At 46.4% G+C, this 24,964-nt stretch carries 22 protein-coding genes; 8 read left to right on the top strand and 14 right to left on the bottom strand.

Annotated elements, in window-relative coordinates; genetic code table 11:
* Positions 1-46 precede the first annotated feature (46 nt).
* On the bottom strand, positions 47-2,038 hold the full coding sequence (gene mdoH, locus ACFI6L_RS07660) for a glucans biosynthesis glucosyltransferase MdoH (protein ID WP_462573704.1): 1,992 nt from the start codon (positions 2,036-2,038) through the stop codon (positions 47-49).
* Positions 2,019-3,644 carry an OpgD/OpgG family glucan biosynthesis protein gene (locus tag ACFI6L_RS07655; RefSeq protein ID WP_462573703.1) on the bottom strand — a complete coding sequence of 542 codons (1,626 nt, stop codon included), beginning with the start codon at positions 3,642-3,644 and terminating at the stop codon, positions 2,019-2,021. The genes mdoH and ACFI6L_RS07655 overlap by 20 nt, the downstream gene beginning before the upstream one ends.
* Before the next feature lie 745 nt (positions 3,645-4,389).
* On the opposite strand from ACFI6L_RS07655, the gene ACFI6L_RS07650 reads away from it, so the two are divergent.
* Positions 4,390-4,944: an outer membrane beta-barrel protein gene (locus ACFI6L_RS07650; RefSeq protein ID WP_014977785.1), complete on the top strand. Its 555-nt coding sequence runs from the start codon at positions 4,390-4,392 to the stop codon at positions 4,942-4,944.
* 53 nt (positions 4,945-4,997) lie between these two features.
* On the opposite strand, the gene ACFI6L_RS07645 is transcribed toward ACFI6L_RS07650, so the two are convergent.
* From ACFI6L_RS07645 to ACFI6L_RS07630, 4 genes are read right to left on the bottom strand one after another with little or no spacing between them, the layout of a single operon-like run.
* A complete protein-coding gene (locus ACFI6L_RS07645; protein WP_061486828.1) occupies positions 4,998-5,234 on the bottom strand; it encodes a YheU family protein in 237 nt (78 codons plus the stop codon).
* A gap of 48 nt (positions 5,235-5,282) precedes the next feature.
* Positions 5,283-6,317, bottom strand: a complete 1,035-nt coding sequence (locus ACFI6L_RS07640) for a hydrolase (RefSeq protein WP_039221438.1) — start codon at positions 6,315-6,317, stop codon at positions 5,283-5,285.
* A gap of 20 nt (positions 6,318-6,337) precedes the next feature.
* On the bottom strand, positions 6,338-6,847 hold the full coding sequence (locus ACFI6L_RS07635) for a TIGR02444 family protein (protein WP_014977787.1): 510 nt from the start codon (positions 6,845-6,847) through the stop codon (positions 6,338-6,340).
* Positions 6,828-8,780 (bottom strand): ATP-binding cassette domain-containing protein, encoded by a 1,953-nt coding sequence (locus ACFI6L_RS07630; RefSeq protein WP_462573702.1) that lies wholly within the window; start codon positions 8,778-8,780, stop codon positions 6,828-6,830. The genes ACFI6L_RS07635 and ACFI6L_RS07630 overlap by 20 nt, the downstream gene beginning before the upstream one ends.
* Positions 8,781-8,898: 118 nt before the next feature.
* On the opposite strand from ACFI6L_RS07630, the gene ACFI6L_RS07625 reads away from it, so the two are divergent.
* Together ACFI6L_RS07625 and ACFI6L_RS07620 are read left to right on the top strand one after the other, a co-directional pair.
* The gene (locus tag ACFI6L_RS07625) at positions 8,899-9,105 is read left to right on the top strand and encodes a YheV family putative zinc ribbon protein (protein ID WP_012520152.1); all 207 of its coding nucleotides are present in this window, start codon (positions 8,899-8,901) and stop codon (positions 9,103-9,105) included.
* A 177-nt stretch (positions 9,106-9,282) separates the two neighbouring features.
* Positions 9,283-10,395, top strand: coding sequence for a DUF748 domain-containing protein (locus ACFI6L_RS07620; protein ID WP_462573701.1), 1,113 nt, complete (start codon positions 9,283-9,285; stop codon positions 10,393-10,395).
* A 22-nt stretch (positions 10,396-10,417) separates the two neighbouring features.
* Here the strand turns inward: ACFI6L_RS07620 and ACFI6L_RS07615 are convergent, their stop codons facing one another.
* From ACFI6L_RS07615 to ACFI6L_RS07605, 3 genes are all read right to left on the bottom strand, one after another.
* On the bottom strand, positions 10,418-10,576 hold the full coding sequence (locus ACFI6L_RS07615; RefSeq protein ID WP_012520154.1) for a hypothetical protein: 159 nt from the start codon (positions 10,574-10,576) through the stop codon (positions 10,418-10,420).
* A 283-nt stretch (positions 10,577-10,859) separates the two neighbouring features.
* The gene (locus ACFI6L_RS07610) at positions 10,860-11,108 is read right to left on the bottom strand and encodes a SlyX family protein (protein ID WP_014980717.1); all 249 of its coding nucleotides are present in this window, start codon (positions 11,106-11,108) and stop codon (positions 10,860-10,862) included.
* 9 nt (positions 11,109-11,117) lie between these two features.
* Positions 11,118-12,050, bottom strand: a complete 933-nt coding sequence (locus ACFI6L_RS07605; RefSeq protein WP_168463679.1) for a WD40 repeat domain-containing protein — start codon at positions 12,048-12,050, stop codon at positions 11,118-11,120.
* 197 nt (positions 12,051-12,247) lie between these two features.
* Between ACFI6L_RS07605 and fkpA the strand changes: the two genes are divergently transcribed.
* Entirely contained in the window at positions 12,248-13,033 is a 786-nt protein-coding gene (fkpA, locus tag ACFI6L_RS07600) for an FKBP-type peptidyl-prolyl cis-trans isomerase (RefSeq protein ID WP_014951335.1), read from the top strand.
* 266 nt (positions 13,034-13,299) lie between these two features.
* Here fkpA and ACFI6L_RS07595 read toward each other — a convergent pair whose 3' ends face one another.
* A complete protein-coding gene (locus ACFI6L_RS07595) occupies positions 13,300-13,569 on the bottom strand; it encodes a hypothetical protein (RefSeq protein ID WP_170826521.1) in 270 nt (89 codons plus the stop codon).
* Between the two features lie 174 nt (positions 13,570-13,743).
* Between ACFI6L_RS07595 and greB the strand changes: the two genes are divergently transcribed.
* The 3 genes from greB to ACFI6L_RS07580 all read left to right on the top strand — a co-directional run bounded on the left by greB (position 13,744) and on the right by ACFI6L_RS07580 (position 18,962).
* Complete coding sequence (gene greB, locus ACFI6L_RS07590) at positions 13,744-14,229, top strand: transcription elongation factor GreB (RefSeq protein ID WP_014951337.1); 486 nt, start codon at positions 13,744-13,746, stop codon at positions 14,227-14,229.
* A gap of 178 nt (positions 14,230-14,407) precedes the next feature.
* Entirely contained in the window at positions 14,408-16,756 is a 2,349-nt protein-coding gene (locus ACFI6L_RS07585; protein ID WP_462573700.1) for a Tex family protein, read from the top strand.
* A gap of 427 nt (positions 16,757-17,183) precedes the next feature.
* Positions 17,184-18,962: a C1 family peptidase gene (locus ACFI6L_RS07580; protein ID WP_371342171.1), complete on the top strand. Its 1,779-nt coding sequence runs from the start codon at positions 17,184-17,186 to the stop codon at positions 18,960-18,962.
* 121 nt (positions 18,963-19,083) lie between these two features.
* On the opposite strand, the gene ACFI6L_RS07575 is transcribed toward ACFI6L_RS07580, so the two are convergent.
* The 3 genes from ACFI6L_RS07575 to bioH all read right to left on the bottom strand — a co-directional run bounded on the left by ACFI6L_RS07575 (position 19,084) and on the right by bioH (position 21,329).
* Positions 19,084-20,010, bottom strand: a complete 927-nt coding sequence (locus ACFI6L_RS07575) for a putative metalloprotease CJM1_0395 family protein (RefSeq protein WP_061486835.1) — start codon at positions 20,008-20,010, stop codon at positions 19,084-19,086.
* A gap of 14 nt (positions 20,011-20,024) precedes the next feature.
* Positions 20,025-20,342 (bottom strand): hypothetical protein, encoded by a 318-nt coding sequence (locus ACFI6L_RS07570; RefSeq protein ID WP_014951365.1) that lies wholly within the window; start codon positions 20,340-20,342, stop codon positions 20,025-20,027.
* Positions 20,343-20,519: 177 nt separating this feature from the next.
* Positions 20,520-21,329 (bottom strand): pimeloyl-ACP methyl ester esterase BioH, encoded by an 810-nt coding sequence (gene bioH, locus ACFI6L_RS07565; protein WP_014977794.1) that lies wholly within the window; start codon positions 21,327-21,329, stop codon positions 20,520-20,522.
* Between the two features lie 98 nt (positions 21,330-21,427).
* Here bioH and ACFI6L_RS07560 point away from each other — a divergent pair, with 98 nt between their 5' ends.
* Positions 21,428-22,141: a ComF family protein gene (locus tag ACFI6L_RS07560; protein WP_014951367.1), complete on the top strand. Its 714-nt coding sequence runs from the start codon at positions 21,428-21,430 to the stop codon at positions 22,139-22,141.
* A gap of 56 nt (positions 22,142-22,197) precedes the next feature.
* On the opposite strand, the gene ACFI6L_RS07555 is transcribed toward ACFI6L_RS07560, so the two are convergent.
* Entirely contained in the window at positions 22,198-24,855 is a 2,658-nt protein-coding gene (locus tag ACFI6L_RS07555; protein WP_156079053.1) for a M14 family zinc carboxypeptidase, read from the bottom strand.
* Positions 24,856-24,964 lie beyond the last annotated feature (109 nt).

Genomic DNA, 24,964 nt, shown 5'->3' with positions numbered 1-24,964 from the left:
CGCACACATGTGCGGTTTTTTTGTTTTGATATCTACTGTGAGTCTATTATGCGCTGTTAGGAAGCCTGTGGCGCATAGGCAATGGCTTTTGACTTAGTACTTGCTCTGGCATGCTCTGCCACACGTTATCAGGAAGCGCAGGTACTTCTGCCTTGTGCTGTGATATAGCGAAATACCCCATTGCAACGCGTAAACGCTTAAGTGCTTTACACTCATTCACTTCCTGGTCAATGACAAACACGCCCCACTTACGCATGGCTATGCCTAGTTTATCGCTGCTTGTTAAGCGGATAACCGGCGCCGCTAACACCATGCCTACCAATACAGGTAACAACCACATAAATAGCGACGGGGTGAAATAGAAGGTCGTTACGCCCCACGCTACCGCTAAACAGCTCATAATTTGCGTGTGTTTAATTGCAACTTTCCATGGCACTTTGCGTCCTTCACGCTCTTGCGCTTCCCATTTAACAGAGTGGCCAACAAAAACGCTAATCACAAAATAACTGTGATAGAACATCATTAGCGGCGCAATAAGCACGGCCATAGTTAATTCAATTGCTGCCCCTTTAAGCAAAGACCACGCGCCACCAAATTCGCCGCGACGTTTTATTAAAGCTAAGGTAATACCGAGAAGTTTAGGCAAGAATAGTAACGCCGCCGTACCCCACATGGTTACCATCATCATGTCTTGGCGCGCTACCTGCCAACTAGGGAAAAGCTGGTATTCAGACACGAAGAACTCTGGCACTGACGTGGCGCGAATTAACGCATCTGCTGTACCTAGCGCCAACATGCAAAATAGTATGAGTGAAGAGATGTACGCAAACGCACCAAATAAGAAGTGCAGGCGGTTTGCCATTTTAAGACCTTTAACGTTCAATAACCCTAAATGCTGTATGTTGCCCTGCACCCAACGACGGTCGCGAATCGCGTAGTCAACAATGTTACTTGGCACTTCCTCATAGCTGCCCGTGGTGTCGGTAAGCAAGTAGGCCTGCCAGCCAGCACGGCGCAGTAGCGCAGCCTCAACAAAGTCATGACTTAAAATTTCACCACCAAAAGGCGCGCGTCCTTCGAGGGTAGGTAGCCCGCAATGCTGCATAAATGGTGCAATACGAATAATGGCATTGTGCCCCCAATAGTTTGCACTGTCTGTTTGCCAAAACGATAGACCTGTCGCCAACATTGGGCTGTAAAGGTGAGCAGCAAACTGCACAAAACGACCAAAGAAGGTGTTTTGACGTACCGGCATTGGAATGGTCTGTACTAACGCCGTATCAGGGTTTTGCTCAATACGACGCGCCAAGTCTTGCATGCGCTCACCGCTCATCACGCTATCAGCATCTAACACGATCATCGACTCGTAGTTTGCCCCCCAGCGTTCACAAAACTCTTTGAGGTTACCTACTTTTCTGTGCAGATTCTGTTCGCGACGACGGTAAAACACTTGGCTAGAGAACGCACCTAAACGTTTCTTCAATCGGGAAAAGGCACGTAGCTCTGCATCCGCTTTTTCCATATCGCGGGTGTCGCTAAGCATGAAAAAGTCGAATTTCGAACTGTTTTCACTTTCCATCAACTCGCGAATACAGGCTTCAAATCCTACCATGATACGGCGGGTGTCTTCGTTATAAACCGGCATAACCACGGCGTGCTTTTGCGTTAATGACACAGAAGTATCAGGAGGCGTTTGATTTCTGCGCAAGCTTAGCGGGTCAATGTTAAAAAGCTGCAAAAAGAAACCGATAATGCCTGTCCAAAACGCCATACACAACCATGCGAACAGGGTTAGCCCCAACCCCAACTGTGCAATCTCTAAGTTGGTAAGGCCGTTAGGTAAAAAGATCTCGTACAAACTCCAACCGGCCAGTGCCGTGCTTGGAATAACTAGCATTGCCATGATAAACAAACGCATATGCTCTCCTTTTAAGATGAAGTGTGAAGCACGTGCAGTGCCATCACTTTTAACCTGAGGCACGGCTTTAGCCTCGTCCGATACCGTTATGCAAGCGCGATTATTTTGGTTGGTAGACATAATTCCAAACCTCACTCACACGTTTACCGTCTTTCTCTATGTAAGCGCGCATATCTACCGTCTGCTTTTCTTTCGGCTTAACAAAGAAGGTGGCCCGCCACTCTTGTCCATCAGCAACGGGGTAAAGTCGCTGCTGAGAAATCGTGCCGTTAGTACCCTGTACCACCAACTTCATCGACTCGTTATCAAAAGCAATGGCAGAAGGCGCGCTGAAGTCCACGCTGAACTGTCGTGTCGTATTTAGACTGTCGTTTTTAAACTCGTCACCCGGCAACACAGCCTTGCCTTGGCGGGTACGTACAACTGAGGCCAGTTCACTGACAAACGGATTTTGTTCTACGGTTTTAAGCTCGTAAGCGAAATACAGTGATTCGCCCGAATTGAATGGCTTTTCAGGCGTCCAAAATGCCACGATATTGTCGTGAATTTCGGATTTAGTCGGAATTTCGACGACTTCTAATCGGCCTTTCTCAAAACCTGCTTCTGGCGTCACCCAAAGCCCCGGGCGTATATGGTAATTAGCCTCTGCGTCGAGGTAATTATCCCATTCACCGTCGCGTTGAAGCATGCCGAATCCTTTAGGGTTTGCGTCGCTAAGTGACGTGACTTGAAGGCGTGCAGGGTTAGTCAGCGGGCGCCAAATTTCTTCACCAGCGTGAGTTACCATGAGTACACCGTCACTATCATGCACCTCTGGACGATAGTCGTCATGACGCTTTTCTGTGTTCTCGCCATACAAGAACATACTGGTAAATGGTGCAATGCCTAGCTTGCTCACGTCATCTCTGGCAAATAACCAACTCTCTACCTTAACGCTGGTATCAATATCAGGCTGTATAACAAATTTGAACGCTCCCGCTACAGAAGGGCTTTCAAGACGCGCATAAACAGTAATAGGCTTACCCTCACTCGGTTCTATGACCCAGAACTCAGTGAAGTGGGGGAACTCTTCGCCTTTAGCTAGCGCCGTATCAATAGCAAGACCTCGTGCAGAGATACCGTACACTTGATTTTTACCTACAAGACGGAAGTATGATGCCCCCAAAAATACAGCAAACTCGTCTTTGTACTCTTCGTTCTTGATAGGGTAGTGAACGCGAAATCCAGCAAACCCTGACTTTTCGTCCGTTAGACCAGCTAACTCCGACGCAGACCCGTCGTAGTTGAACATGTCACTGTTGAACGCTAGGCGTTCAGGCTTATTGCTTTCACCAATAGTGTGGATAGTGACAGGGTATTCATATAAAAAACCCGGGTGAAAAAACTGCAGTTCGTAGTCATTCTCGCCATGCCAAAGACTCTGCTCGGGCTTGAAGCGAATTGAACGATACGTGGTGTAGTCAATTTCTTTAAGCTTGCTGTTTAACCCGTGATCGTCCTGCTCGTAGCTCTCTGTCGCTGACTGGCGTGCAGCATCAATAATTGACTGAAGAACCGGCGATGCTTTTTGAGGCTGATTGTCGTTGTTAACCTCAACTGCACCGGCTTGTTGAAACGCAAATAATGCGATGACACTGCTCATCGCTAAAAGAAGGTGTGACAGCTTATTGCGCTGGCGCACATTCGTTTGTAAATCTTTACCGAAAATTGAAACTGGCTTAGCCATTTGTCCTCTCCTTATGAAAACAATGGTTATCCAGATGACCATCAACAACTCGCTACACGCCTTACTTACTGAAAAGCGTCTTTTACAAAAACGGTATTGATTGAAGCCACGCGAGAAAGGCGCTCTCTTCCTTTCTTTATCCACTAATATCGTGAAAAACCGAATTCCTTGCCGAAGGGCTAAAGTGAATGTTGGATAACACACAGAGACTTGAGCAAAAGCTGTTCCAACACGAAATAGTCGCCGTTATTTTTTATATTTTTCATAATTTACAATGCTTTACAAACACACACATTGTGGATTATTGGAGAACACTGGCTTGTAAAAATGTCCGATGAGTTAGACAAAAGGATAACTGTTGTTTTTTAGAGACAGTTTTATGTGCCAACGTTTTACTAGGAATACATCAAACTTTGATTTTGAACATTTCAAATGTGTAGCCTCTAAAAAGCCAGTCGTATTTTATCTATAAATATTAGCTACATAGATAAATTAAGACATATCAAAATAGTGATTTAGTACGAAGTTGGCAAACGCTTTGCTATTCATCATGTTGATAAATAAATCGGACACTATTTCTTAACGGAAATAATAAAGATGGCATGAAGGCAAGTACGGCTTTGTGTTCATCAACCAAGTAGCCTTTTGTAGCGCGCTGTTAAGCGCTGACCTGCGCTCGGGTTTGCAAATCGAGAACATTCACGATGAACAAGGTGGGTTACTGAACATACTAAGGAGTTATCACATGCGTAAATCATTCACACTTATTGCAGCAGCACTAACTGCGGCAACACTTCCTCTTACAGCTATGGCCGACAAGCCTGACTGGCGTTACGTAGAAGGTGGTTACACCAAAATGGACTTTGACGACAATGAGTCTTTTGAACCAGACGGTTTAACCGTTAACGGTAAATACCTATTAAACAGCAACTGGTACCTGAACGGCGAGTATAGCTTCTTTGAAGAGGGCAACTTTGACTTTGATATGCTGACACTAGGTGCGGGTTACCGTTTACCTGTTAACGCGACAACAGACGCGTATTTTGGTGCCAACTTAGAGCGTATTGACGGTGACGTAAACGACGAAACAGGTTACAGCATTAATGCTGGCCTTCGCTCGATGATCACAGAGCAGGTAGAGCTGGCGGGTGAAGTTGGCTACTACGATGTAGACGATGGTGAAGCGACATTTAGAGTAGGCGCTAACTATTACATCACGCCACAATGGGCTGTGGGTGCAAACTACAGAATCATTGATGATTTAGACATTATGCAGGTAACTGCACGTTACGCGTTTTAAGCCTTCCTCTCCTCAGGTAGGTAGCCGGGTTGCTCGACCCGGCTTTTTTGTGTCTATTGTTCTTCAGCTTCGTTTGGCTCAATATCTTCTTTTCTTTTGATATCTACACTTTCATGAAGCTCTGAATAGACCAGCACCGCCTCACCCGACTTGAGTCTGTTTAACACTTGCTGCACTTTCACATCTAGCGCAACTTCTTCAGCGCCGTAGTCCGTGCCCTCTCGCAGAACAAAAGACTCAGCCAAGCTATAAAGCGTATCGGCTTCTAGCGCGTCAATGGGGATTATCATTCACACTCCTGATAAAAAGCGTTTGGGTAAATTATTAGGACATCAACATTAGCGGCTGACATAACGACACGTAGTATTTACAGGTAAGGCTTCACTTACAAAACGTTTCACCCGTTCGTGCAGCCATACTTTAGGATTTAATATAGAACCTTGCATGAACCCAACGTGACCGCCTCGTTCACTTAGCTCCACGGTAACGTTGCGCGCAAGCTCTTCTTCCTTAGGCACAATTAAGTGATTCATAAAGGGGTCATCAATGCTATGCAATACCAGTGTAGGACAGTGGATCGCGCTTAAAAAGTGATACGCACTACACTTTTCATAGTAGTCTTGAGCGTCTGCAAAGCCGTGAAGCGGCGCTGTGATCTTCTCGTCGAATTGGGTAAAGCTGGTGATCTCTTCCACATCAGATTTTGTTAGCTGTATAAGCTTGCGATAATCGATGTACTCCATTTTCTTACGCAGCGTATCCTTCATGCTAGTAAGTAAATACTTTTGATATACGCGAGAAAAACCCTGGTTAATTGATTTAGCGCATTCAGAAAGTTTAAGAGGTGAAGAAATGGCAATCGCTGCCTTAAGCCACTTTTGCGCAGGGTTTTCGCCCAACAGTTTCAATAGCATGTTGCCGCCAAGGGAAAAGCCGATGGCCACTTTAGGAATTCGTGGAAATTTATCGTGAAGCCACTCTAAGAAAAAGCTGGGGTCTTCTGTTTCTCCACTGTGATACGCCCGCGCTTTTAAATTTGGCACGCCGCTACAGCCGCGATAGTGCATCATCACCACTTGCCAACCATTCACAGAAAGTTGCGCCATCATATCGTTCGCGTAATGCGACTTAATACTGCCTTCTAAACCATGAAACATCACCACGATACCCGATGTTTCCTGCGGTTTTGGCCCCCACGCCACATCGACGAAGTCATCGTCCGGTAATGTAAGGCGCTCCATGTCGTAAGACAAAGGCAACCGCTTTTGAATAAAACGCGGCCATATGGTTTGCACATGACGGTTCTTCGCCCACCCTGGCACCTTAAAGCTGCTTTTTATTATCTTTCCATGCGATAGCGCTGATTTACTCATTTTGTTTTCTTATTGTGTTTTTACGATAGTTGGTTAACCACTAGGCTCACTAGTTGGCGCGCCTCGTTGTTGTCTCGCAGTCCGTATGCATTTATAAACGCTGCGATAGACGCGTTAAATACGTTAGACGATACAGATTGCCCCTGACCCAGATGCGTGACTGGCTGCTCGTTGAACGACGCAACAATATCGTGCTGCTGCTGTCTTTCAAGCTCTAGCTCTTGTGCTTTGAGTGCGTCATATTCTGCTTGGTCTCCGCCTTTTTCGGGGCTCGCAGCCTTTCGCCTTGCACGGTGATACTGTAACTTTTCTTCGGTCGCACTGGATGCCGCAATCACTGCCTTAAGCTGTGGCAAATTAATGATGACATTATTCTCTAAACACCAGCAAATCAGCAAGAGAACGTTTACATTAACCTTGTGGTTGTCTTGCAGTAAAAGCGCAAGGGGAGCCATATCACCTTTGGTATAGCGAGAAACGCTATACTCCCAAAACGCGCGGTTTTCGATATTAGGCGTTGGCATTGTCATACTCTTCTCGTTTTAGCTCAATTTGCTCTTGGGCATCTAGCCATGCCATCTCTTCTTCTTCAAGCTGTTGCTTAAGTTGAGTTTGCTTGTCGAGTAGGCCCATAAGCTGCGCCTTTTTGTCTTCGCTGTAAAGCGAAGTATCGGCAAGTGACGCTTCCACCTCAGCCAAAGCAGCACCACATTTTTCCATGGCTTTTTCGTGTTTTTCAATGGCTTTTTTAAGTGGCGCAACCCTTTGCCTAAACTCGGCTTCACGGCGTTTTTCTTCTTTACGATCTAATTTGCGTTCCGGCTTACTCTGCGCGCCAGTCTCTTGTTGCTCTTCGTTTTTGGCGTCGCTGTTGGCCTTGGCTTTTTCCGCTGCCTGCTGTTTTAAAATCCAGTCGCGATAGTCGTCCAAGTCGCCTTTAAATGGTTCAACTTCGCCACTGTCTACCAAATAGAAATCTTCACATACCGAGGAGAGTAAGAAGCGGTCGTGCGAGACCAGTACCATGGCGCCTTCAAAACCTTGAAGCGCGATATTTAGCGCATGGCGCATTTCCAAATCTAAGTGGTTGGTAGGCTCATCCAGCAGCAATAAGTTAGGCTTCTGATAAACAATTAACGCCAATACTAAGCGCGCCTTTTCACCGCCCGACATGGGTGCCACGGGCGCTAATGCTTCATCGCCATTAAATCCAAATCCACCCAGGTAGTCGCGAAGTTGCTGCTCGGTGGCTTTTTCGTCAATACGCTGCAAATGAAGAAGCGGAGTAGCGTTAGCATCTAATGTTTCTAACTGATGCTGAGCAAAGTAACCAATCTTAAGGCCTTTAGCCGTATTAAAAACACCTTGTTTTGGCGCATGCACACCCGCCAATAGTTTGATTAGCGTAGACTTACCCTGCCCGTTTCGACCTAGAAGACCTATTCTGCTGCCAGGTACTAAATTGAGTTTCACCTGTTGCAGCACAATATGGTCGTCGTAACCCAGCTGTATCTTTTCCATTTGCACAAGCGGGTTTGGCAGTGCCGACGGCGGCGCAAAAGAAAAGCTAAATGGGCTTGCCATATGGGCTGGCAACAAGGTTTCCATTTTCTCCAACTGCTTAATACGACTTTGCGCTTGCTTAGCTTTACTCGCTTTAGCTTTAAACCGGGTAATAAACGAATTGAGGTGCGCTACTTTTTGCTGCTGCTTTTCATATTCAATGTTTTGCAAGCGAATACGTTCAGCGCGCTGGGTTTCGTAAGACGAGTAGTTACCGGTGTAGGTGATAAGCTTCTGTTGTTCAACACTGATAATTTGCGCAACCGTGTTGTCGATAAAAGCTTTATCGTGAGAAATCAGCAATAGCGTTCCCGCATAGCGTTGAAGCCATTTCTCTAGCCAAATAACGGCGTCTAAGTCTAAGTGGTTAGTAGGTTCATCAAGCAGCAGTAAGTCTGAAGGACAAAGTAGCGCTTGAGCTAGGTTTAGGCGCATACGCCAGCCACCTGAAAAATCGCTAACTGGTGCGCTTAACTGCACATTGGTAAACCCAAGACCCGACAGAATGGTCGCTGCGCGAGCTTCCACGTCGTATGCTCCCGCTTGCTCGAGCTGCCCGTGAATTTGGCCAATCTTTACACCGTCGCCGCTTTTTTCAGCGGCTTCTAATTGCGCCTGTAGATTACGTAAATGTTTGTCACCGTCCACCACATAGTCTATCGCAGTTCGGTCAGTTGCTGGCGTTTCCTGTGCCACGCTTACAATTCGCCAGTCATTCGGTACGCTGCAGTCGCCAGCATCGACACTTAACTCACTTCTCAGCAGTGCAAAAAGCGTGGACTTTCCGCAGCCGTTGCTGCCAATCAGCGCTACTTTGTGGTCTGGAAAAACCTGCGCCGACGCCTCTTCTAGCAACATTTTGCGACCGCGAAGTAGCGATACATTTGAAAGCTTTATCATGAGTAACCTGTGATGGAACAAACTAGGGCGCGTATAATATCAAAAACTTAAGGTAAAAGCTGATCAACACTTACCATTTCAAGGTATAATAATCGCGAAATTCTCCAAAGGTGTATGTATGTCAAAACGTGTAAAACGCCGCTTTGTTGCAGGGGCTACGTGCCCAAAATGCCAAGAGCTAGATACGATTTCGTTATATTTTGAAAATAACGTAGAAAAGTTGGAGTGCGTTGCGTGTGGATACAATGAAGCGCAAACTGATGAAAAGGTGAGTGCCGCCACACGCTCAAACGAAAATGTGATTGGCATCTTTAAACCGCACTAACATTCCTACCCACGTCTCAGTAAATCTTACCGTTAAGCCTGTGTAACACCTTACAACGCTGTGCTCAGGCTTTTTGCAAACGTCTCTTCATGCCACGCCAACACTGGGTATCCTCATTACCTAACAAAAGAGGTTGCTCAGGCATAATTTTTGTATTTCCTTCGCAAAGGAGTGAATATGAAACATGCTAAAAAACGTGTCTGCTATGTCCTTATAGCCTTGTTGCTTACGCTTATTGCCATAAGACTTTACTTGCCTTACGCCGCAGCGTCATACATCAACACGACGCTGAGTCAGTCAAAAGAGTATAACGGCCGCGTGGGCGATGTAGATTTAATGCTATGGCGCGGCGCATACAGTTTAGAACATGTTTTGCTTTATAAGGCGAACGGGCAAGTAGATAGACCGCTATTTAAAGCTGACTATGTGGAGTTTACGCTTTCATGGTCACAGCTTTTCAAAGGTGCAGCGGTGGGAAAAGTCATTGTTAATTCCCCCGAGATTAATTTTGTAGACGGCAGCACGGAGGAGAGAAGCCAGTCTGGTAAGGATGAAAACTGGTTATCTATCGCCGACCAACTCTTCCCGTTACGCATCGATAAGCTAACTATTAACCAAGGAAAAGTCGCTTTCCACAACCCCGATACTTCTCCGGCTATCGACATTGCGCTTCATGATATTCAGCTTGAAGTGAATAACTTGGTGAATAGCGATAACTTGTCAGACTCACGTGTAGCAACGGCCAAAGCGCAAGGACAAACGGCACAGCAGGGCACGATATCCTTAAACGCTAAACTCAACCCCGCAACAACAGCCCCCACATTTGACGTTGATATTCAAGCTGACAACGTTGGGCTAGTGAACTTTAAGAACCTACTTGATACCTACGCACCGTTTGATCTGGAAGCCGGCACCCTCACGCTTGCGGCCGAAGTGGCGTCTAATGAAGGGAAAGTAAAAGGCTATATCAAACCCATTTTGCATAATGTGGAGGTATTTTCTTGGAAGGGTGACATTGAACGTGACGGCGATGGTTTTATTGAAGGCAGTATCGAAGCCATTTCCGCGTTTGTCACCGAACTGTTTGAAAACCAAAGCGAAGACCAAATTGCCACACGCATTCCTGTTGAAGGCGATTTATCAAGCCCTGACACCCAAACATGGGAGGCATTTACCGCGATTTTAAAAAATGCATTTATCGAGGCTTTTAACGGCGATGTGGAGAAAAGTATAGAGTTGGATAGACTCGAGCTGGATAAGTTGGAAGCGCCGGAAGGCTCTGAAAATTAAGAGCCCTCGCCGCTGAGCGCGCTTAAATAGTACAGCTATCGCCACAGTCGTTGGCGCCGTCGCGCATACCTTCAATCTCTTGACTCTCTTGCTTGTCTTTTTCAGCCTGTTTCTCTGCTACTGACTGCTCAACAGAGTCAAAATCGATGCTATCAAACGCATCCATATCAAAATCGCTCATAACTCACTCTCTTAAATAGTAAAAAAGGCTTCTTTTTGCTGAAGCCTTTGTATCGGGGCGCAAGTGTAATTCAAATGTATATTCTGGCTAAATGAAGACTTCGCCTAACTCATAACAAGATGAACTAGCGTGATGTTTTTTCAACACTACTGCACATCAACGAAGCGCCTTTGATGTCTTCACAGGCCTCTCCCCACGATGAGCGCCCCGCAATAAGTGTCATCGCCAATGGACGTGATCCAAATGAATACCGCGTTGCAATTACTAGTGCGCTTCAATTGTTCTAGTAATGCGGAGGCGGGGTTTCTTCTGACTGCTTAGCAATATTAGACGGCTCGATAGACTTAACGCGGTCAACGACATGGCGTACTTTAAAGGCTAAATCGTCAAGCTGCTTTTGTTGCGAAGACAGCGCATCGTTTAGCGCCTCAATGGTGTGCTCCTGAAACGCAACTTTAGTTTGAAGCTCTTCGATATAGCTATTCGCGCTATCTATTTGCTGTTGTAAATGCTCAGCGCTTTTATCTGTCATGTAAATTCTCTATCTCTCTCGTTGCCATTCTTCGGCAAGGCCACTACTGCTTATGGACAATATATTATCATTGGGGAGGAAGGCGACGCCATACACAACTGCGGTTGGTGGTGAAACTGACTCTCGTGAAGCAACCTGAATGGATTGCACTTGCTCGCCAGTTTCCAAATCCCACAGGTATACTTTTCTGGCGGGAGAGCCTGTTAGTAAAAACTGACCATCTTTGGAAAACTCAACGTCTGTGAAGATTTTCTGACGCGCTGCATATTTGAGGGATGCCACAGGCTGCCCGGTTTGCACATTCCACACTTGCGACTTGCTCTGGCTGTCCGCAGTAAAAGCAAAGCGGCCTTCATCATCAAGCGCTACTTTTGTTACTCGCGTGGGGTGGGTGAATGTATGAATTATTTGCCCAGTGTCAGTGCTCCATAAATACGCTATGTAATCGTTGCCCCCCGTCAATGCGAACTTACCGTTAGGGGAAATATCAATGGAGTTAACCTTTTCTTGATGCCCTAAAAACTCTAGTCGACGCGAAGTACGAGGTTCAAAGTACATAACTTTGCCATTTGAGCGCGCCACCAATATGCCGTTACCATTATTGGTAACCACCACATCTCTAATTGATGACTCGTCAATGCGCCAAAAACCTTCAGGCTCGCCGGTCTCCAGACTCCATAAGGCAAACGCCTCTCGGTCAGCGGTCACAACATAGCTTTTGTCGGCGCTAATGTGCACTGACATGACCAGGTTGTCACCTTCACCTTGGTGGCTCCAGTGATAAAGGGGATCACTTTGTCCAATTCGCCATACGTTTACCCCGTTATTCACGCCAGAAACCACCGCTAACGTGCCGTCGGTAGAAATATCTGCGGCATAGGCGCCTTCTTCTACATGACGCCACTGCTGTATTGGCGTACTATCAGGGACAGAGCATCCCATGGAATTACCTATAAGTACGATGAGTAACGCTATTCTATGGAACATTTGAGGCCTAAACATAATCAAATGGGTTTCGCTTTGTAAACGCTAGGTTTAACATAGCATGGATCACGCATCTTTAACTATCGTGCACACTGCCTTGGATGCAGCAGTATAGACATAGACGCATGATGATAAAAATTTATGGAGACGTTTTTATGCAGAAGTCGCTCGTTGCCTTATCTACTATCGCTGCGCTAGGCCTTTTCGCTTGCCAGCCAAATACATCTGATGAGGCCGCTTCTACAAGCGCTGATAGTGCAAAAACAACTTCTGTTTCAGCAGAAGAAATGACAGATACGCAAAAGCAAGCTTACGCCATGGGCGCAAGCATGGGTTTGTTCGTTAGCAACCGTGCCGAACAACAAGAGCAACTGGGTTTAACATTAGACCAAGATGCGCTACAACAAGGCTTTAAAGACGGTCTAAACGACACCCTTAAGTTTACGCCAGAGCAGATTCAGCAAATCGCTCAACAAGGCGAAGAAGTACTTCGCGCTAAGCAGCAAGAAATGGCGGAACAAGCCGCTGAAAAAAATATTGAAGCAGGCCTAGCTTACCTAGAAGAAAACGGTAAGAAAGAAGGTGTGGTAACTACCGAGTCTGGTCTTCAGTACGAAGTACTTGAAGAAGGCGAGGGTGCAAGCCCAGAAGCGACAGACATGGTTAAAGTTCACTACCGTGGCACCTTGCTAGATGGCACAGAGTTCGACTCATCTTACAAGCGTGGCGAGCCAGCAGAATTTCCACTTAATCGCGTTATTTCTGGTTGGACTGAAGGCGTTCAATTGATGAAAGAAGGCGCAAAGTATCGCTTCCATATCCCATCTGAACTTGCTTATGGTGCGCGTTCTACTGGCGCAATCACGCCAAACTCGACGCTTATCTTTGACGTTGAGTTGCTAGAAGTGGTTAAGCCTGAAGCAGAAGCGCCAACGGAATAAGTTAGTGCTTTAAGAAAAAGAGAAAGCCGACGCATAGCGTCGGCTTTTTTGTTTTAGTGAGTCAGCGTGATCCTTGCTTACCTTTTCCCTACGAGCCAGTGGGTTTTCACCACGCGCGTACCCAAATAGTAAAGTGGGTTATTCAATATGCTTGGTGCCTCGAATTACACTAATAAGCTTAGTCTAAATCGACCAAATTTCACGGTCTATTCCAAGCCTTTTTGGAACAATTTCGCCTTAAAACTTGGTGCTTAAAACAAAAGGTTTTAACGCTGAGGGGCGCGCCGTCTTTCTGTGTGTACCTTAAACGTAGCAAAATGATTTAACAGAGACTGACCCACCTTATACATAGCACAACCTAAAATAAGATATATCACGGTTTGCATACTATTTAAGCGAACAACGATATCAAGCAAGGCATACAACAATAACAGCGCGCCACTTAAAAACAGCATAAAACCGATGATAGTACCGCTGGTTTGGAACGGATCGTTCCCCGACCTTCGACGGTTCAACATTGGTATCCTGTTACGCATTCATTTCCCCTAATGGTTTGACTATTATTTATACTACGACACTAAACGAAAGGTTTATGTTCAATAATTATTCAATCTGGCTCTTTTGTCACTTTTTGACGTACAGAAAGATTGCGTTTTGCCTTATTACCCACATAAAGTAGGGGTAATTAGCTGGATTATTTATAGGACATTGTGAAAACACCGCTTATCACTCGAAAGGGCTACTTAAAGCTTAAACAAGAACTGGATTTCTTGTGGCGTGAAGAACGACCTGAAATTACTCGCAAGGTAACCTGGGCAGCGAGCCTTGGTGACAGAAGCGAGAATGCCGACTACCAGTACAATAAGAAGAAGTTACGGGAAATTGATCGCCGCGTACGCTATCTTCGCAAGTGCTTGGAAAACCTAAAGGTTGTGGACTACGATTCACAGCAAGAGGGTAAGGTCTTCTTTGGTGCCTGGGTTGAAATTGAAAACGAAGCGGGCAAGGTGATGGAACTTAGGCTCGTGGGCTACGACGAAATTTTCGGCCGAAAGGATTACATTTCTATCGACTCTCCGATGGCGCGAGCACTGCTTGGCAAAGAAGAAGACGATGAGTTTGTTGTAAAAACCGAAACGGGCACGAAAGAGTGGTGGATAAACCGTATTTGGTACGACGCAACAGACAAACTGTGAGCACTAATATGCCCTATTTAATCACCCATTTGTAACACAATGATCAGACGACTTCCCCTACACCGCGGTGATATACTCACCGCTCCTATTTTCACTACCGACGCTGTGTATATAAGCCTTTCACACACCGTTTATTCGCCATTGCCTGACGCGAATTTTTAGTATCTTAGAGCGACTTATGATTATCAATAAAATTGCAGATGAACTTAGCGTTCAACCTTCGCAAGTAACTGCCGCTGTTAAACTTCTTGATGAAGGGTCTACCGTACCTTTTATCGCGCGCTACCGAAAAGAAGTGACACAAGGCCTTGATGACACACAGCTGCGTACCTTGGAGCAGCGCTTAACCTACCTGCGAGAGCTTGAAGAGCGCCGCGATGTAATCCTTAAATCTATCGAGGAACAGGGCAAACTAACCGACGAGCTTAAAAGCAGTATCACCAGTGCTGACAGCAAAACTACCTTGGAAGATTTGTACTTACCGTACAAGCCTCGCCGACGCACTAAAGGCCAAATAGCGATTGAAGCAGGCCTTGAACCTCTCGCTGATACCTTATTCTCTACCCCAGATACCGATGCTGAAAGTGCAGCAAGCGAATACGTTAACGCAGATAGTGGCATTGCTGATACTAAAGCAGCATTAGAAGGCGCCCGCTATATCTTAATGGAGCGCTTCGCCGAAGACGCTACACTGCTGGCAAAAGTGCGCAAGTACTTAACTGAAAACGCTTATGTAAAAAGCACGGTTGTATCAGGTAAAGAGCAAGAAGCCGCCAAATATAAAGACTATTTCGAACACAGTGAAAAGTACAAGAACGTACCATCTCACCGCGCGCTGGCGATGTTTAGAGGCCGCAACGAAGGCATGCTACACATTCAGCTAGATGCCGACCCGCAGTCAGAAGACAACGGCCCATCGCATTGCGAACATATTATTGCCAGCCATTACGATATTATGCACCGCGGCCGTGGTGCAGATGACTTCTTAGCTCAAGTTGTACAGTGGACGTGGAAAATCAAAATTGGTTTACACATGGAAACTGAGCTATTCAGCGCCCTTCGTGAGCGCGCTGAAGAGGAAGCCATTGAGGTATTCGCTAAAAACTTAAACGACCTGTTGATGGCTGCACCTGCAGGTGCAAAAACCACTATGGGTTTAGATCCAGGTTTGAGAACCGGCGTTAAGGTAGCGGTCGTAGACAGCACAGGAAAAGTGGTCGCAACCAACACCATATTCCCACATGCACCACAAAACCAGTGGGATAAATCTATTCGTACGCTCACCACTTTGTGCAAGCAATACAAGGTAGATTTGATCAGCATTGGCAACGGTACAGGCTCACGCGAAACCGACAAACTCGTTGGCGAAATGCTCAAGAACAACAGCGAGCTTACTGCACAAAAAATTATGGTCAGTGAAGCGGGTGCATCGGTGTATTCAGCCTCTGAGCTTGCTTCAAAAGAATTGCCTGACCTTGACGTGTCAATCCGCGGCGCAGTGTCTATCGCTCGACGCTTGCAAGACCCGCTGGCAGAGCTGGTTAAAATTGAGCCTAAAGCTATTGGTGTAGGCCAATATCAGCATGACGTAAGCCAAAGCCAGTTAGGCAAGTCGCTAGACCGTGTTATTGAAGACTGTGTAAACGCCGTTGGCGTTGACTTAAACACTGCATCGCCCGCGCTTTTGAGCTATGTATCGGGCTTAAATAAAACCCTAGCGCATAACATTGTTAATTTCAGAGACATCAATGGTGCTTTCCCAGACCGTAAAGCGCTATTGAAAGTCGAACGTTTAGGGCCTAAAGCCTTTGAGCAAGCGGCAGGCTTCCTTCGCATTGTAAACGGCACAAACCCACTTGATGCCTCTGCGGTTCACCCCGAAGCGTACCCAGTAGTAGATAAAATTGTAGATACGACTGCTGTTGCTGTTAATGACATCATCGGCAATACCGAGCTGCTAAAAAGCCTGTCGCCAGACACCTTTACCAGCGACGCATTCGGTTTGCCAACGGTTAAAGACATTCTAAAAGAGCTGGATAAACCAGGCCGCGATCCTCGTCCAGAATTTAAAACTGCCGCGTTTAAAGAAGGCGTTGAAACCATTAACGATCTTAAACCAGGCATGATTTTAGAGGGTGTGGTTAGCAACGTAGCCAATTTTGGCGCGTTCGTTGATGTAGGCGTACATCAGGATGGACTGGTGCATATTTCAGCACTGACTAACAAGTTTATCTCAGACCCACGCGAGGTAGTTAAAGCAGGCGATATCGTCAAAGTAAAAGTGCTTGAAGTTGACGTACCTCGCAAGCGTATCTCCTTCACCATGCGCTTAGACGATACACCGAGTCAAAGCAATAATGCAGGCGGTAAACCAGCAGCAGGAAAACCACAAAGTAAAGGGGCTGGGCGTGCTAACGCAAAAGCAAACCCTCGTTCAAATCAGGGTGGCGGCAATCGCAACAGCCAGCCTCAAAACAGCGCCATGGGCAACGCCTTTGCTGATGCATTTGCTAAAGCAAAAAAGTAAACAGTAGCGAATTTACTGTTGCTTATAGAGGGCCTGTCACTGACAGGCCCTTTTTGTATCACGCTTCCATTTAGCCTGCCGTTTTTGCTACATTAGATTGTGGTACATTAGTTCGGGCGCATAGAAATTTTATGTGCCCAAAAACTCTTTAACCAAAAGCACCAAAATAGAGAATACCGAAATAATGAAGAGGTGTAGGTCACACCGAAACCGAAGTTCGTATATTGGTAGCGTTTAGCAAGGCCGTTGACATGCTTTTAGAGCCTTAACGTTTAACGAAGGTAATGTTGCTCATTTGACCACAGCCTTTTTCTAGGCAGCACTTTCGGACAACCATAATGAGCTAAGGGCCACTAACCTTTGGTGTACGAGCGTAATCATCCAACTGTACAGCAAAGATTATCTGCCCTCATCAAAGGATGATTTTATGAACTCGCCTGTCTCAAAAAACATGCTGAATGTCAGCGCCGATTACCCCGACCTTCGGGATCGTTATTACCAACCGAATCTTACTCCACTTAAGCCTTTTATCGACCCGCCAGGCAATTTGGTTATTTTAGACCAAGGAAAAGATGGAGCGTGTACCGGCTTTGCATTGGCCGCTACCATTAATTTCATTTACCGTCAGCAAGGCCGAAAACATACTGTTAGCCCGTGGATGCTTTATGCCATGGCTAAACGTAATGATGAGTGGTTAGGTGAAGCGTATGAAGGCTCTAGCTGCCGCGGTGCAATTAAGGGGTGGTACAACAGTGGCGTATGTAACGAGTCACTAACTGAAGATATTAAGCACAGCAACGAATTTGAAATGACCCTAGCTATTGCTAACAATGCAAGCAATCACAGGCTAGGTGCGTACTACCGTATTGAACGAGAAATTAGCGATTTTCATGCGGCGCTTAACGAAGTGGGCGTAATCTTTGTTTCTGCCAGAATTCATGAAGGCTGGAAAGATAGCGAAGGTGATGTAATAAGCCTAAGGCCTGAACCCATGGGTGGCCATGCGTTTGCCATTGTTGGCTATAACGATGAAGGGTTCTGGATCCAAAACTCCTGGGGGACGGATTGGAAGAAGTCAGGGCTGGCACTTTGGCGTTACGATGACTGGGCGTTAAACGTTATGGATGCATGGGTTGTTCAACTCGCACTTCCTATTTCAGGCACAGGAACTTACCATCAGGCTACGCGCTCTATTGCACAGGGTTTGTTTTCTCGCTCCACACCACGGGTGAGCATTCAAGATCACTTCGTTCATTTCGACGACGGACACTTTGATACCAGAAGTAAATATTGGAGCAATAAAAACCACGTCGATGCCATTATTGAAAAACTTTCCGAAAGTAACCATCGCCATGTAATGCTATATGCACACGGCGGCTTAAATAGCATAAAAGCTTCGGCTAAACGCATTGCAGCAATGAAAGACACCTTTCTTAAAAACGATATTTACCCCATTCACTTCATGTACGACACGGGTATGCTAGAAGAACTCAAGGATATTCTGGGCTTTAAGAATAAAGAGATTAGCAACAAAGTTGGAGCCTTCACTGACTACACTGACCGCATACTAGAATGGGCAACACGTAAAGTAGGCGGCGCACTGTGGCGAGAAATGAAATCAGACGCTTGCACGCCCTTTACCCGTACCACATCAGATGGTACGTACTTCCTAACGCAATTGGCCGCCTACTTGAAAGGCAATTCAGATATTAAGCTGCATGTCGTCGGTCATTCGGCAGGCTCTATTTTTCATGCCCACAGCCTATCTAGGCTGTGTAAAGTTGATGAAAACATAACGATTAAGAGTCTGCATTTACTGGCTCCAGCCATTAGCTACCCCTTATTCAACGAAAAGCTCTCTGAGCTTATCGAAAGGAAACACATTGAATCGACCACGGTTTACAACTTATCTGAAGCGTTGGAAAAAGATGACCACGTGGCGCGCATTTACCAGAAGTCGTTGCTCTATTTAGTATCAAATGCGTTTGAATCCAAACCAGAGATGCCCTTGTTAGGTATGGCTGTGTTTAATCAGCCGCTGCCTAACGTGACGTTTAAGTACAGTGAGGGGAAAGTAGGTGATGCCACCGCCGCCACGTCCCACGGCGGCTTCGATAGCGACGTAGATACCATGAACTCGGTACTTTCAGACATCACTGGCGGCTCACCTAAATATCCGTTTACAAAGGCAATACTGGATTATTAGGGCCTGCTGGTTTGAAGGCAATGCAAGGGAAGTGAAAGTGCTTTTTTCGCGATTTAGCCCTTAGCTATGACGGGCTAAATCGTTCGTGCAATGTTAAGCAGCTAGCGTTAATTGCACGTTATCATGCTTGAAGCGATAAACCTTCTCTAGAGGGGGTGTAAGCTTGCAAATAAGCATTTTGAATGCGGCCAATTCGTGTTTGCATCACATTAGACTCATTTGCCTGAAAGCCTTGTGTGTCTGCTGATGAAGATTGATTATCTAACACCATATCCGCAATAGAATCGGTTGCGGTGCCTATATTTGTATCGGGCTGCACGGCTGCCCCAGTGTCTGCAACAATGCCATTGCTTTGTGCTGAGGTAGAACCTGCTGAAGCCGTTTCTGTTTGGCCTTTGGCAATCTCGCTACGGGCCTCTGTGGCTTTTTGAGAAGCCTCTGCAGCCACTTTTAAATCTTGTGATGAAGGTTCAGCTGGTGCGAGGGCGGCTGCGCGCACTTGCTCCATTTTTTTCAGCGTTTCCTCTGGCGTTTTTTCTTCTGAAACATCAATCGACACTTCGCCATCGGTCACATAGCGTTTATTGTCAGGGCCTGTAGTGTATTCATACTGCGGAGCACCGGCGTACTGACCGCCTGTTGAAGCATGCGCTTGCTCGTGAACCCTCACTTCCTGATCCCGGGCTTTTAACTGCTCAATTTCAGCAGCGTCTTGTTTCTCTTGCTGTTCTTGTTGCCTGTCTTGCGCGCCCTGCTTGCCTGCACTCTCATCTTGCGCATTATCTTTCTGTTGCCCAAATACGTTTTGAAAGGCAGCTTGAAGTTCTGTTTGTACCTGAGGGCGTTCGTAAGTAACCGGCGCTGGCGGCTGGCCGGGGCTCTTCGCTTTATCGGCTTCTGACCCCAAGCCTTTTTGAGAAGCCCCTTGCTGGGAATCTGACGCTTGAGGAATAGTTTCACGCTGCACGTTATCTCTACGTGCAGACTCTGTATTTATGTTCGCCGTGGGATAAGCAATGGCGTTAAGGATTGGTGTAACGATATTCACCGTAACTGTTCCACCTACGCAAGCACGTCTATGATGGTACCAAGCATCTCATCGGCAACACCTAATACTTTGGCAGAGGCTTGGGCATTACGTTCGTTTACATTGAGCGCGATTAAGTCGTCAGTGAGACGCGTGGAGGTAGACGTTGAATTCGATGACGTGTTTATTGTGTCGGTATTGGTCGCAATAGGTTGAGCGGGTGCTACCGCATCCTCAGCAGTTCGCTGAGCAATATTTGATGCTGCCTGCGAAATTCCGTCGCTGGCATTTTGTAAACCATATTGAGCCGCTGCAAATGCAGAGCCTGCACCTAAACCATCAATACTTGTCATACACTACCCCTAACCTCTCATGTGCAATTATTAACCAATTTCACACAAATGGAAAGACATGTATCACACCCTGTCATTAACTTATTGTAAGCAGGCGATTTTTATTAAGCTGTCAAAGATAAGAAAAGCTTCAAACTATCGGCAAGCCGCGGTTTGAAGCTTCATGTCATCGCTTTATTAAGACGCCTTTTGCTGGTAAACGCCAGCGGCAAAGCGAAATAAAATGTCAGCAGTTTGCTGAGGATGTGAAATAAACGGCGCATGCGACGCATGAGGCAGAACAACGGTATCAGCCTGCGGATGTAGCTCACATATACGATCTATTCCGCTGGTCGGCACTAGACTATCTAACCTGCCATACAATCGTAACGTGGGTGTAGTTATTCGCCCCACGTCTTGACGCATATCTTCAGTAGACAATATGCGTAAACCTTTCTTAAGCGCTTCCTCGGCGGGATCTGGGAATTGGGTTACCTGTTCTCTGATCGCCTTAATATCCTGCTTTGCCGTTTCGCTGCCCATCGCTTGAATTGCCAAAAAACGTTCCAGTGTTTTCTGATAGTTCTTTTCAAGCTGAGTCTCGAACATTGAAAGTAAATCGGCAGCAATACCCGGCCAACAAGGCCCTGCTATAAATCGAGGTGTTGAAGCAATCGTTACCAGTCCGGTAAGTTTTTCTGGTGCTAACAGCGCTAACTTTTGCGCAACTAGGCCACCTAATGACCACCCAACCAACACACACTGGTTTGGAAGCTGGTTCACAATGGATTGAGCCAATGTTTCCACGTTATACGGTGACGGGACGAACTCTGCATTTTCCCCAAACCCAGGAAGATCTATGGTGGTGACGCGAAAATTATCGCTTAAATAAGGAATAAAGGATGTGAACGCTCCGCTGTTCATACCCCAACCATGAAGAAATACCACATCTACGCCTGTACCCTGAGTACGGGTGACAAGCTCGCCGTTTGTATGCAAACTTTCCATTTACACCTCCTTAGGCAGTCACGTGTTTTTGAGGCAACACGAAATAATGAAAACAGGTCGACGTTCGACAATTCAAGGAAGTTGATGGAATCAACACTATGAACCTTTCATGCTTGCTATGTTATCAGGCAAGTCCTACGCCAGTATGTCACTGGTGTGAAGATGACATATTTTTTTTCGATGCCACGTTGCACGGAAGTAACTTACTTCAATATGGCCCTGTGGCAGGCCACGTCAAGCATAGCCACTATGACGCGTTACGCGTTTTGGGACTTCATACGTGGCCAATGTCATCGCTGGTTCACCAGTTAAAGTTTACGCATTCCCTTACGGCAGGAAAAGTATTAAGTAACTGGTTTGTCCATAAAATGCGACAGTGCACTTTATCAGTGCCCAATGTGCTGCTTCCGGTGCCAATTAGTGCATGGCGACTTGCTACACGGCACTACAATCAGGCTACGCTTCTGTGTGAAAGCATAAGCAGTGAGCTGAATGTTCCAGTTAACCAGTCGTGGGCCAAACGACGGGGCTTTAGCGTGCAGCATCACTTATCCAAAATGGCGAGAGCCGAAAACGCAAGCCGTGTATTTAGTCTATCGACGCAGTGTATCGATGATGAGATAGCAATAGCGCAAGGCATTAAAGATGGCAGCAACTTCAGCGTTGCAATCGTCGATGACGTACTCACCACCGGCGTGACCGTGAATACATTGAGTAAAAGGCTCAAAAAACGCTACCCAAATTTACACATTCAGGTGTGGGTCGCGGCATTTACGCCACCGCCTAAAAGCAGTCTGTATCAGAAAGCCTAGTGAGCAGAAGCGGTGATACTGAAAAGCGCGGCATTCGCCGCGCCTTTCAAGCTGATTTAGCGAATAAAGTGAGACTGGTAGATTGCATTGGCCAGCATCTTGTTCGTGCCATACCAGTACCCTCTAAACTGCGTATTGTCGGTAAAGCCAATGATAACGCCGCGCCCCATTTTTTGAGTCGTCACAGCAGTTGATTCAGCCATTAGCGCAACCATTCTTTTGTCACTAAACCCAGCCATGAGAGGCTCATCAGTGTAGCGTGCAGGTGTTATAAAGGGTGAGCTACTGGCCTCCACTATCATATTATTGGTTTTAAACATGGGCAGTGTGTCGTCATCATAGCCGTAGAACAATGGATGAGTATTGTCGATATTGGCTTCAAACACAGCGCCAGCCACCAACTTTCTGGCGTATAACGATGCGCCATCTTTATAGCTGAGTTCGCTTTCATCGAACGCGTTATCAATACTCTCTCGACTAACAATTTCTACGTCTAACCATTTATGTTGAGCGAAATAACGCAACGCGGATTTCTGCCCCACGATCACGCCACCGGCTTTCACCCACTGCTCAATTTGAGTTCTTTCACTTTCGGTAAAGCGATATCCACCGCTAGGGAATAAAAGGTGCGTATAAGTAACGCTCGGATCATTAAGCGCGCTTGTCAGATGTTGTTGCTCAACAATACTGGCAGCCAGCCCCACTTTTGTGTCGAAATAGTGCCATATTTCACCTGCTTCGTATTCACTGGTGCCTTCGCCGCCCACTATTAACACCTGTGGCAAGGTAACAGGTGCCATGCTCCGGCTACCCAAATCGTGCCCAGTGGGTGTTAACCCACTGCGCAAACTAAACACAGGCACCTGAAGTTGCTGTTGCGCTTCACGCAAAATAGCCGCCAGGTTTTCTGGCTGACCCAAACCTTTAGGCACAATAATACTGCCAGGCTGAAGCTCAACGTTTTTCCCGTCATATTTAATAGCAGAGAACGCTTCTTCACTGCTGCGTACCTTCACGCCTGCTTCCAATAGCGTTTGCAGCATGGCTGGCGCATAGTACTGCTGCCATGAAAACGCATACGCGTATGCATCTGGATGGATATCGTTAAGTGTTGGTTGTGCAAGTGCGGTGCTGTCGCTAAGTTTTAGGCTTCGCGCATCGCCCCTATCTAGAGGCGCGTAATCCAAATTGAAAGCCAAAGCCAAATTCCACGTTGATACATCGTAAAACGTGTTGTTCTCAAACGAGGTTTGGGTAGAGAAAATTGACTTTACTAAACGGTATTGAGGCTGGTTTGAAGGAATATAAATCGCGCTACCTGCACCATAGCGAACTTTGCTTACCTCAACATCTTTCGTTAACACCTCGTAATTAATATGATGCTGTTCAAGCAATGCAACAAATGCGTTAAAGCGAGCTGTGTCATTCGATGCACTAACAACAAAACCTACCTGCTCATCCTTTTCAGCCAGTGACTGTGTGCTCTTAACAAAACCCGATTGATAATCGAGAATAGCAGCCTTATTTGCCAATGCGCCTCTAAAAGTGCTTAAAGACGTAGTAATTTGATTTGCTATGGTGTCTTTGAAGGCAAGCTTGCCATTAATAGAGTCCTGAATGTGGCCCCGTGAGCTTGCTTGCTCAAAAAGAATACCCACACTGCCGTGTAAATCTGGGTAGGTCGAGCCTTTGCCTGCGTAGAAATCGTCAAACGCTTCTTGGGTAAAATAGAGCTCCCCTTGCTCATCAAACGCGGCAGCATGATACTGGGCAAGCGCTTCAGTTAGCGTTACGTTCTCATCAGGCGTCAGTGGATTTTTACGCGAGCGCACACCAGGCTGGAAAAAATAGGTGCTGTCTGTCCCCATCTCATGAAAATCGGTGAGGATATGTGGGCGCCATTTATGAAACTGTTTAATTCGCGCCTGCGACTCTGGGTGCGCCAGCAATAGCCAGTCGCGGTTTAAATCAAACCAGTAATGATTTGTTCTACCTGACGGCCACCCCTCATCGTGTTCACGATGTCGACTGTCAGAAACCAGCTGCTTGCCCTTGTGCATATTTGCCCACTGAGCAAATCGAGAAAGCCCGTCGGGGTTGAAAGACGGATCAAACAGCACAATATTGTTATTCAACAAGGCATCAATTTCTTTACCTTCAGCCGCGGCCAAATAATAAGCCAACGCAAGTGAAGCATTGGTTCCGGAAGGCTCGTTACCGTGAATACTGTAGCCCATGTAGAAAATAAGGGGAGCATCGCTACCTACTTTCTTGCCGCTTTCCATTGCATCAATGTGTTGCTGCCTCATCGCCTCAATATTGTTTCTATTTGAGGGCGCTGTGATTGTCAGTAACAGAAGTGGGCGGTTTTCGTGAGTACGGCCGGTTTCTTCAATGGTGATACGGTCAGACTTCTCGGCAAGTAGTTTCATATAATTGACGACTTGGTCGTGACGCACATGCCACTCGCCAATGTTGGCGCCTAGTATCGATTCAGGCGTGGGAATAGCTGGGTTGTAGGATACCGTGTCAGGTAAGTATGCTGTCACCGGCTGCCCGCCTACATCAGGTGCAATAGTAACAGTTGAAGCAGAGGCGGGTTGTGCTAATGATTTCTGACTGGCTGTTGCCCCAAAGGCGATGGTACCAAGGGCTAATAATGAAACGAGTGAGAATGGATTCTTTTTGGCGGTGTAATGCAATTTCGCGAACATAGCGCTTCCCGTCTTGTTGTTATGGTTGAGAATAGTGTCGATGTGCACGCCTCTCAACAAATTCGATTCACTGGAATAATTTATTTAATTAATACCTGACTGTTTTACT

The sequence above is a fragment of the Alteromonas sp. G4i35 genome, assembly GCF_054960375.1.
Note: the sequence above shows the minus strand (reverse complement) of the source record. Positions and strands in the feature narration are given on the sequence as shown.

Excerpts from the sequence above, each read along its gene's own strand:
- ACFI6L_RS07560 (WP_014951367.1), top strand. The coding sequence starts at position 21,428 with ATGAACCTTTCATGCTTGCTATGTTATCAGGCAAGTCCTACGCCAGTA.
- ACFI6L_RS07650 (WP_014977785.1), top strand. The coding sequence starts at position 4,390 with ATGCGTAAATCATTCACACTTATTGCAGCAGCACTAACTGCGGCAACA.
- ACFI6L_RS07645 (WP_061486828.1), bottom strand. The coding sequence starts at position 5,234 with ATGATAATCCCCATTGACGCGCTAGAAGCCGATACGCTTTATAGCTTG.
- bioH (WP_014977794.1), bottom strand. The coding sequence starts at position 21,329 with ATGGAAAGTTTGCATACAAACGGCGAGCTTGTCACCCGTACTCAGGGT.
- ACFI6L_RS07620 (WP_462573701.1), top strand. The coding sequence starts at position 9,283 with ATGAAACATGCTAAAAAACGTGTCTGCTATGTCCTTATAGCCTTGTTG.
- ACFI6L_RS07615 (WP_012520154.1), bottom strand. The coding sequence starts at position 10,576 with ATGAGCGATTTTGATATGGATGCGTTTGATAGCATCGATTTTGACTCT.
- ACFI6L_RS07640 (WP_039221438.1), bottom strand. The coding sequence starts at position 6,317 with ATGAGTAAATCAGCGCTATCGCATGGAAAGATAATAAAAAGCAGCTTT.
- ACFI6L_RS07580 (WP_371342171.1), top strand. The coding sequence starts at position 17,184 with ATGAACTCGCCTGTCTCAAAAAACATGCTGAATGTCAGCGCCGATTAC.
- mdoH (WP_462573704.1), bottom strand. The coding sequence starts at position 2,038 with ATGTCTACCAACCAAAATAATCGCGCTTGCATAACGGTATCGGACGAG.
- ACFI6L_RS07605 (WP_168463679.1), bottom strand. The coding sequence starts at position 12,050 with ATGGGATGCTCTGTCCCTGATAGTACGCCAATACAGCAGTGGCGTCAT.
- ACFI6L_RS07555 (WP_156079053.1), bottom strand. The coding sequence starts at position 24,855 with ATGTTCGCGAAATTGCATTACACCGCCAAAAAGAATCCATTCTCACTC.
- ACFI6L_RS07630 (WP_462573702.1), bottom strand. The coding sequence starts at position 8,780 with ATGATAAAGCTTTCAAATGTATCGCTACTTCGCGGTCGCAAAATGTTG.
- ACFI6L_RS07635 (WP_014977787.1), bottom strand. The coding sequence starts at position 6,847 with ATGACAATGCCAACGCCTAATATCGAAAACCGCGCGTTTTGGGAGTAT.
- ACFI6L_RS07655 (WP_462573703.1), bottom strand. The coding sequence starts at position 3,644 with ATGGCTAAGCCAGTTTCAATTTTCGGTAAAGATTTACAAACGAATGTG.
- ACFI6L_RS07595 (WP_170826521.1), bottom strand. The coding sequence starts at position 13,569 with ATGCGTAACAGGATACCAATGTTGAACCGTCGAAGGTCGGGGAACGAT.
- ACFI6L_RS07585 (WP_462573700.1), top strand. The coding sequence starts at position 14,408 with ATGATTATCAATAAAATTGCAGATGAACTTAGCGTTCAACCTTCGCAA.
- ACFI6L_RS07625 (WP_012520152.1), top strand. The coding sequence starts at position 8,899 with ATGTCAAAACGTGTAAAACGCCGCTTTGTTGCAGGGGCTACGTGCCCA.
- fkpA (WP_014951335.1), top strand. The coding sequence starts at position 12,248 with ATGCAGAAGTCGCTCGTTGCCTTATCTACTATCGCTGCGCTAGGCCTT.
- ACFI6L_RS07610 (WP_014980717.1), bottom strand. The coding sequence starts at position 11,108 with ATGACAGATAAAAGCGCTGAGCATTTACAACAGCAAATAGATAGCGCG.
- ACFI6L_RS07570 (WP_014951365.1), bottom strand. The coding sequence starts at position 20,342 with ATGACAAGTATTGATGGTTTAGGTGCAGGCTCTGCATTTGCAGCGGCT.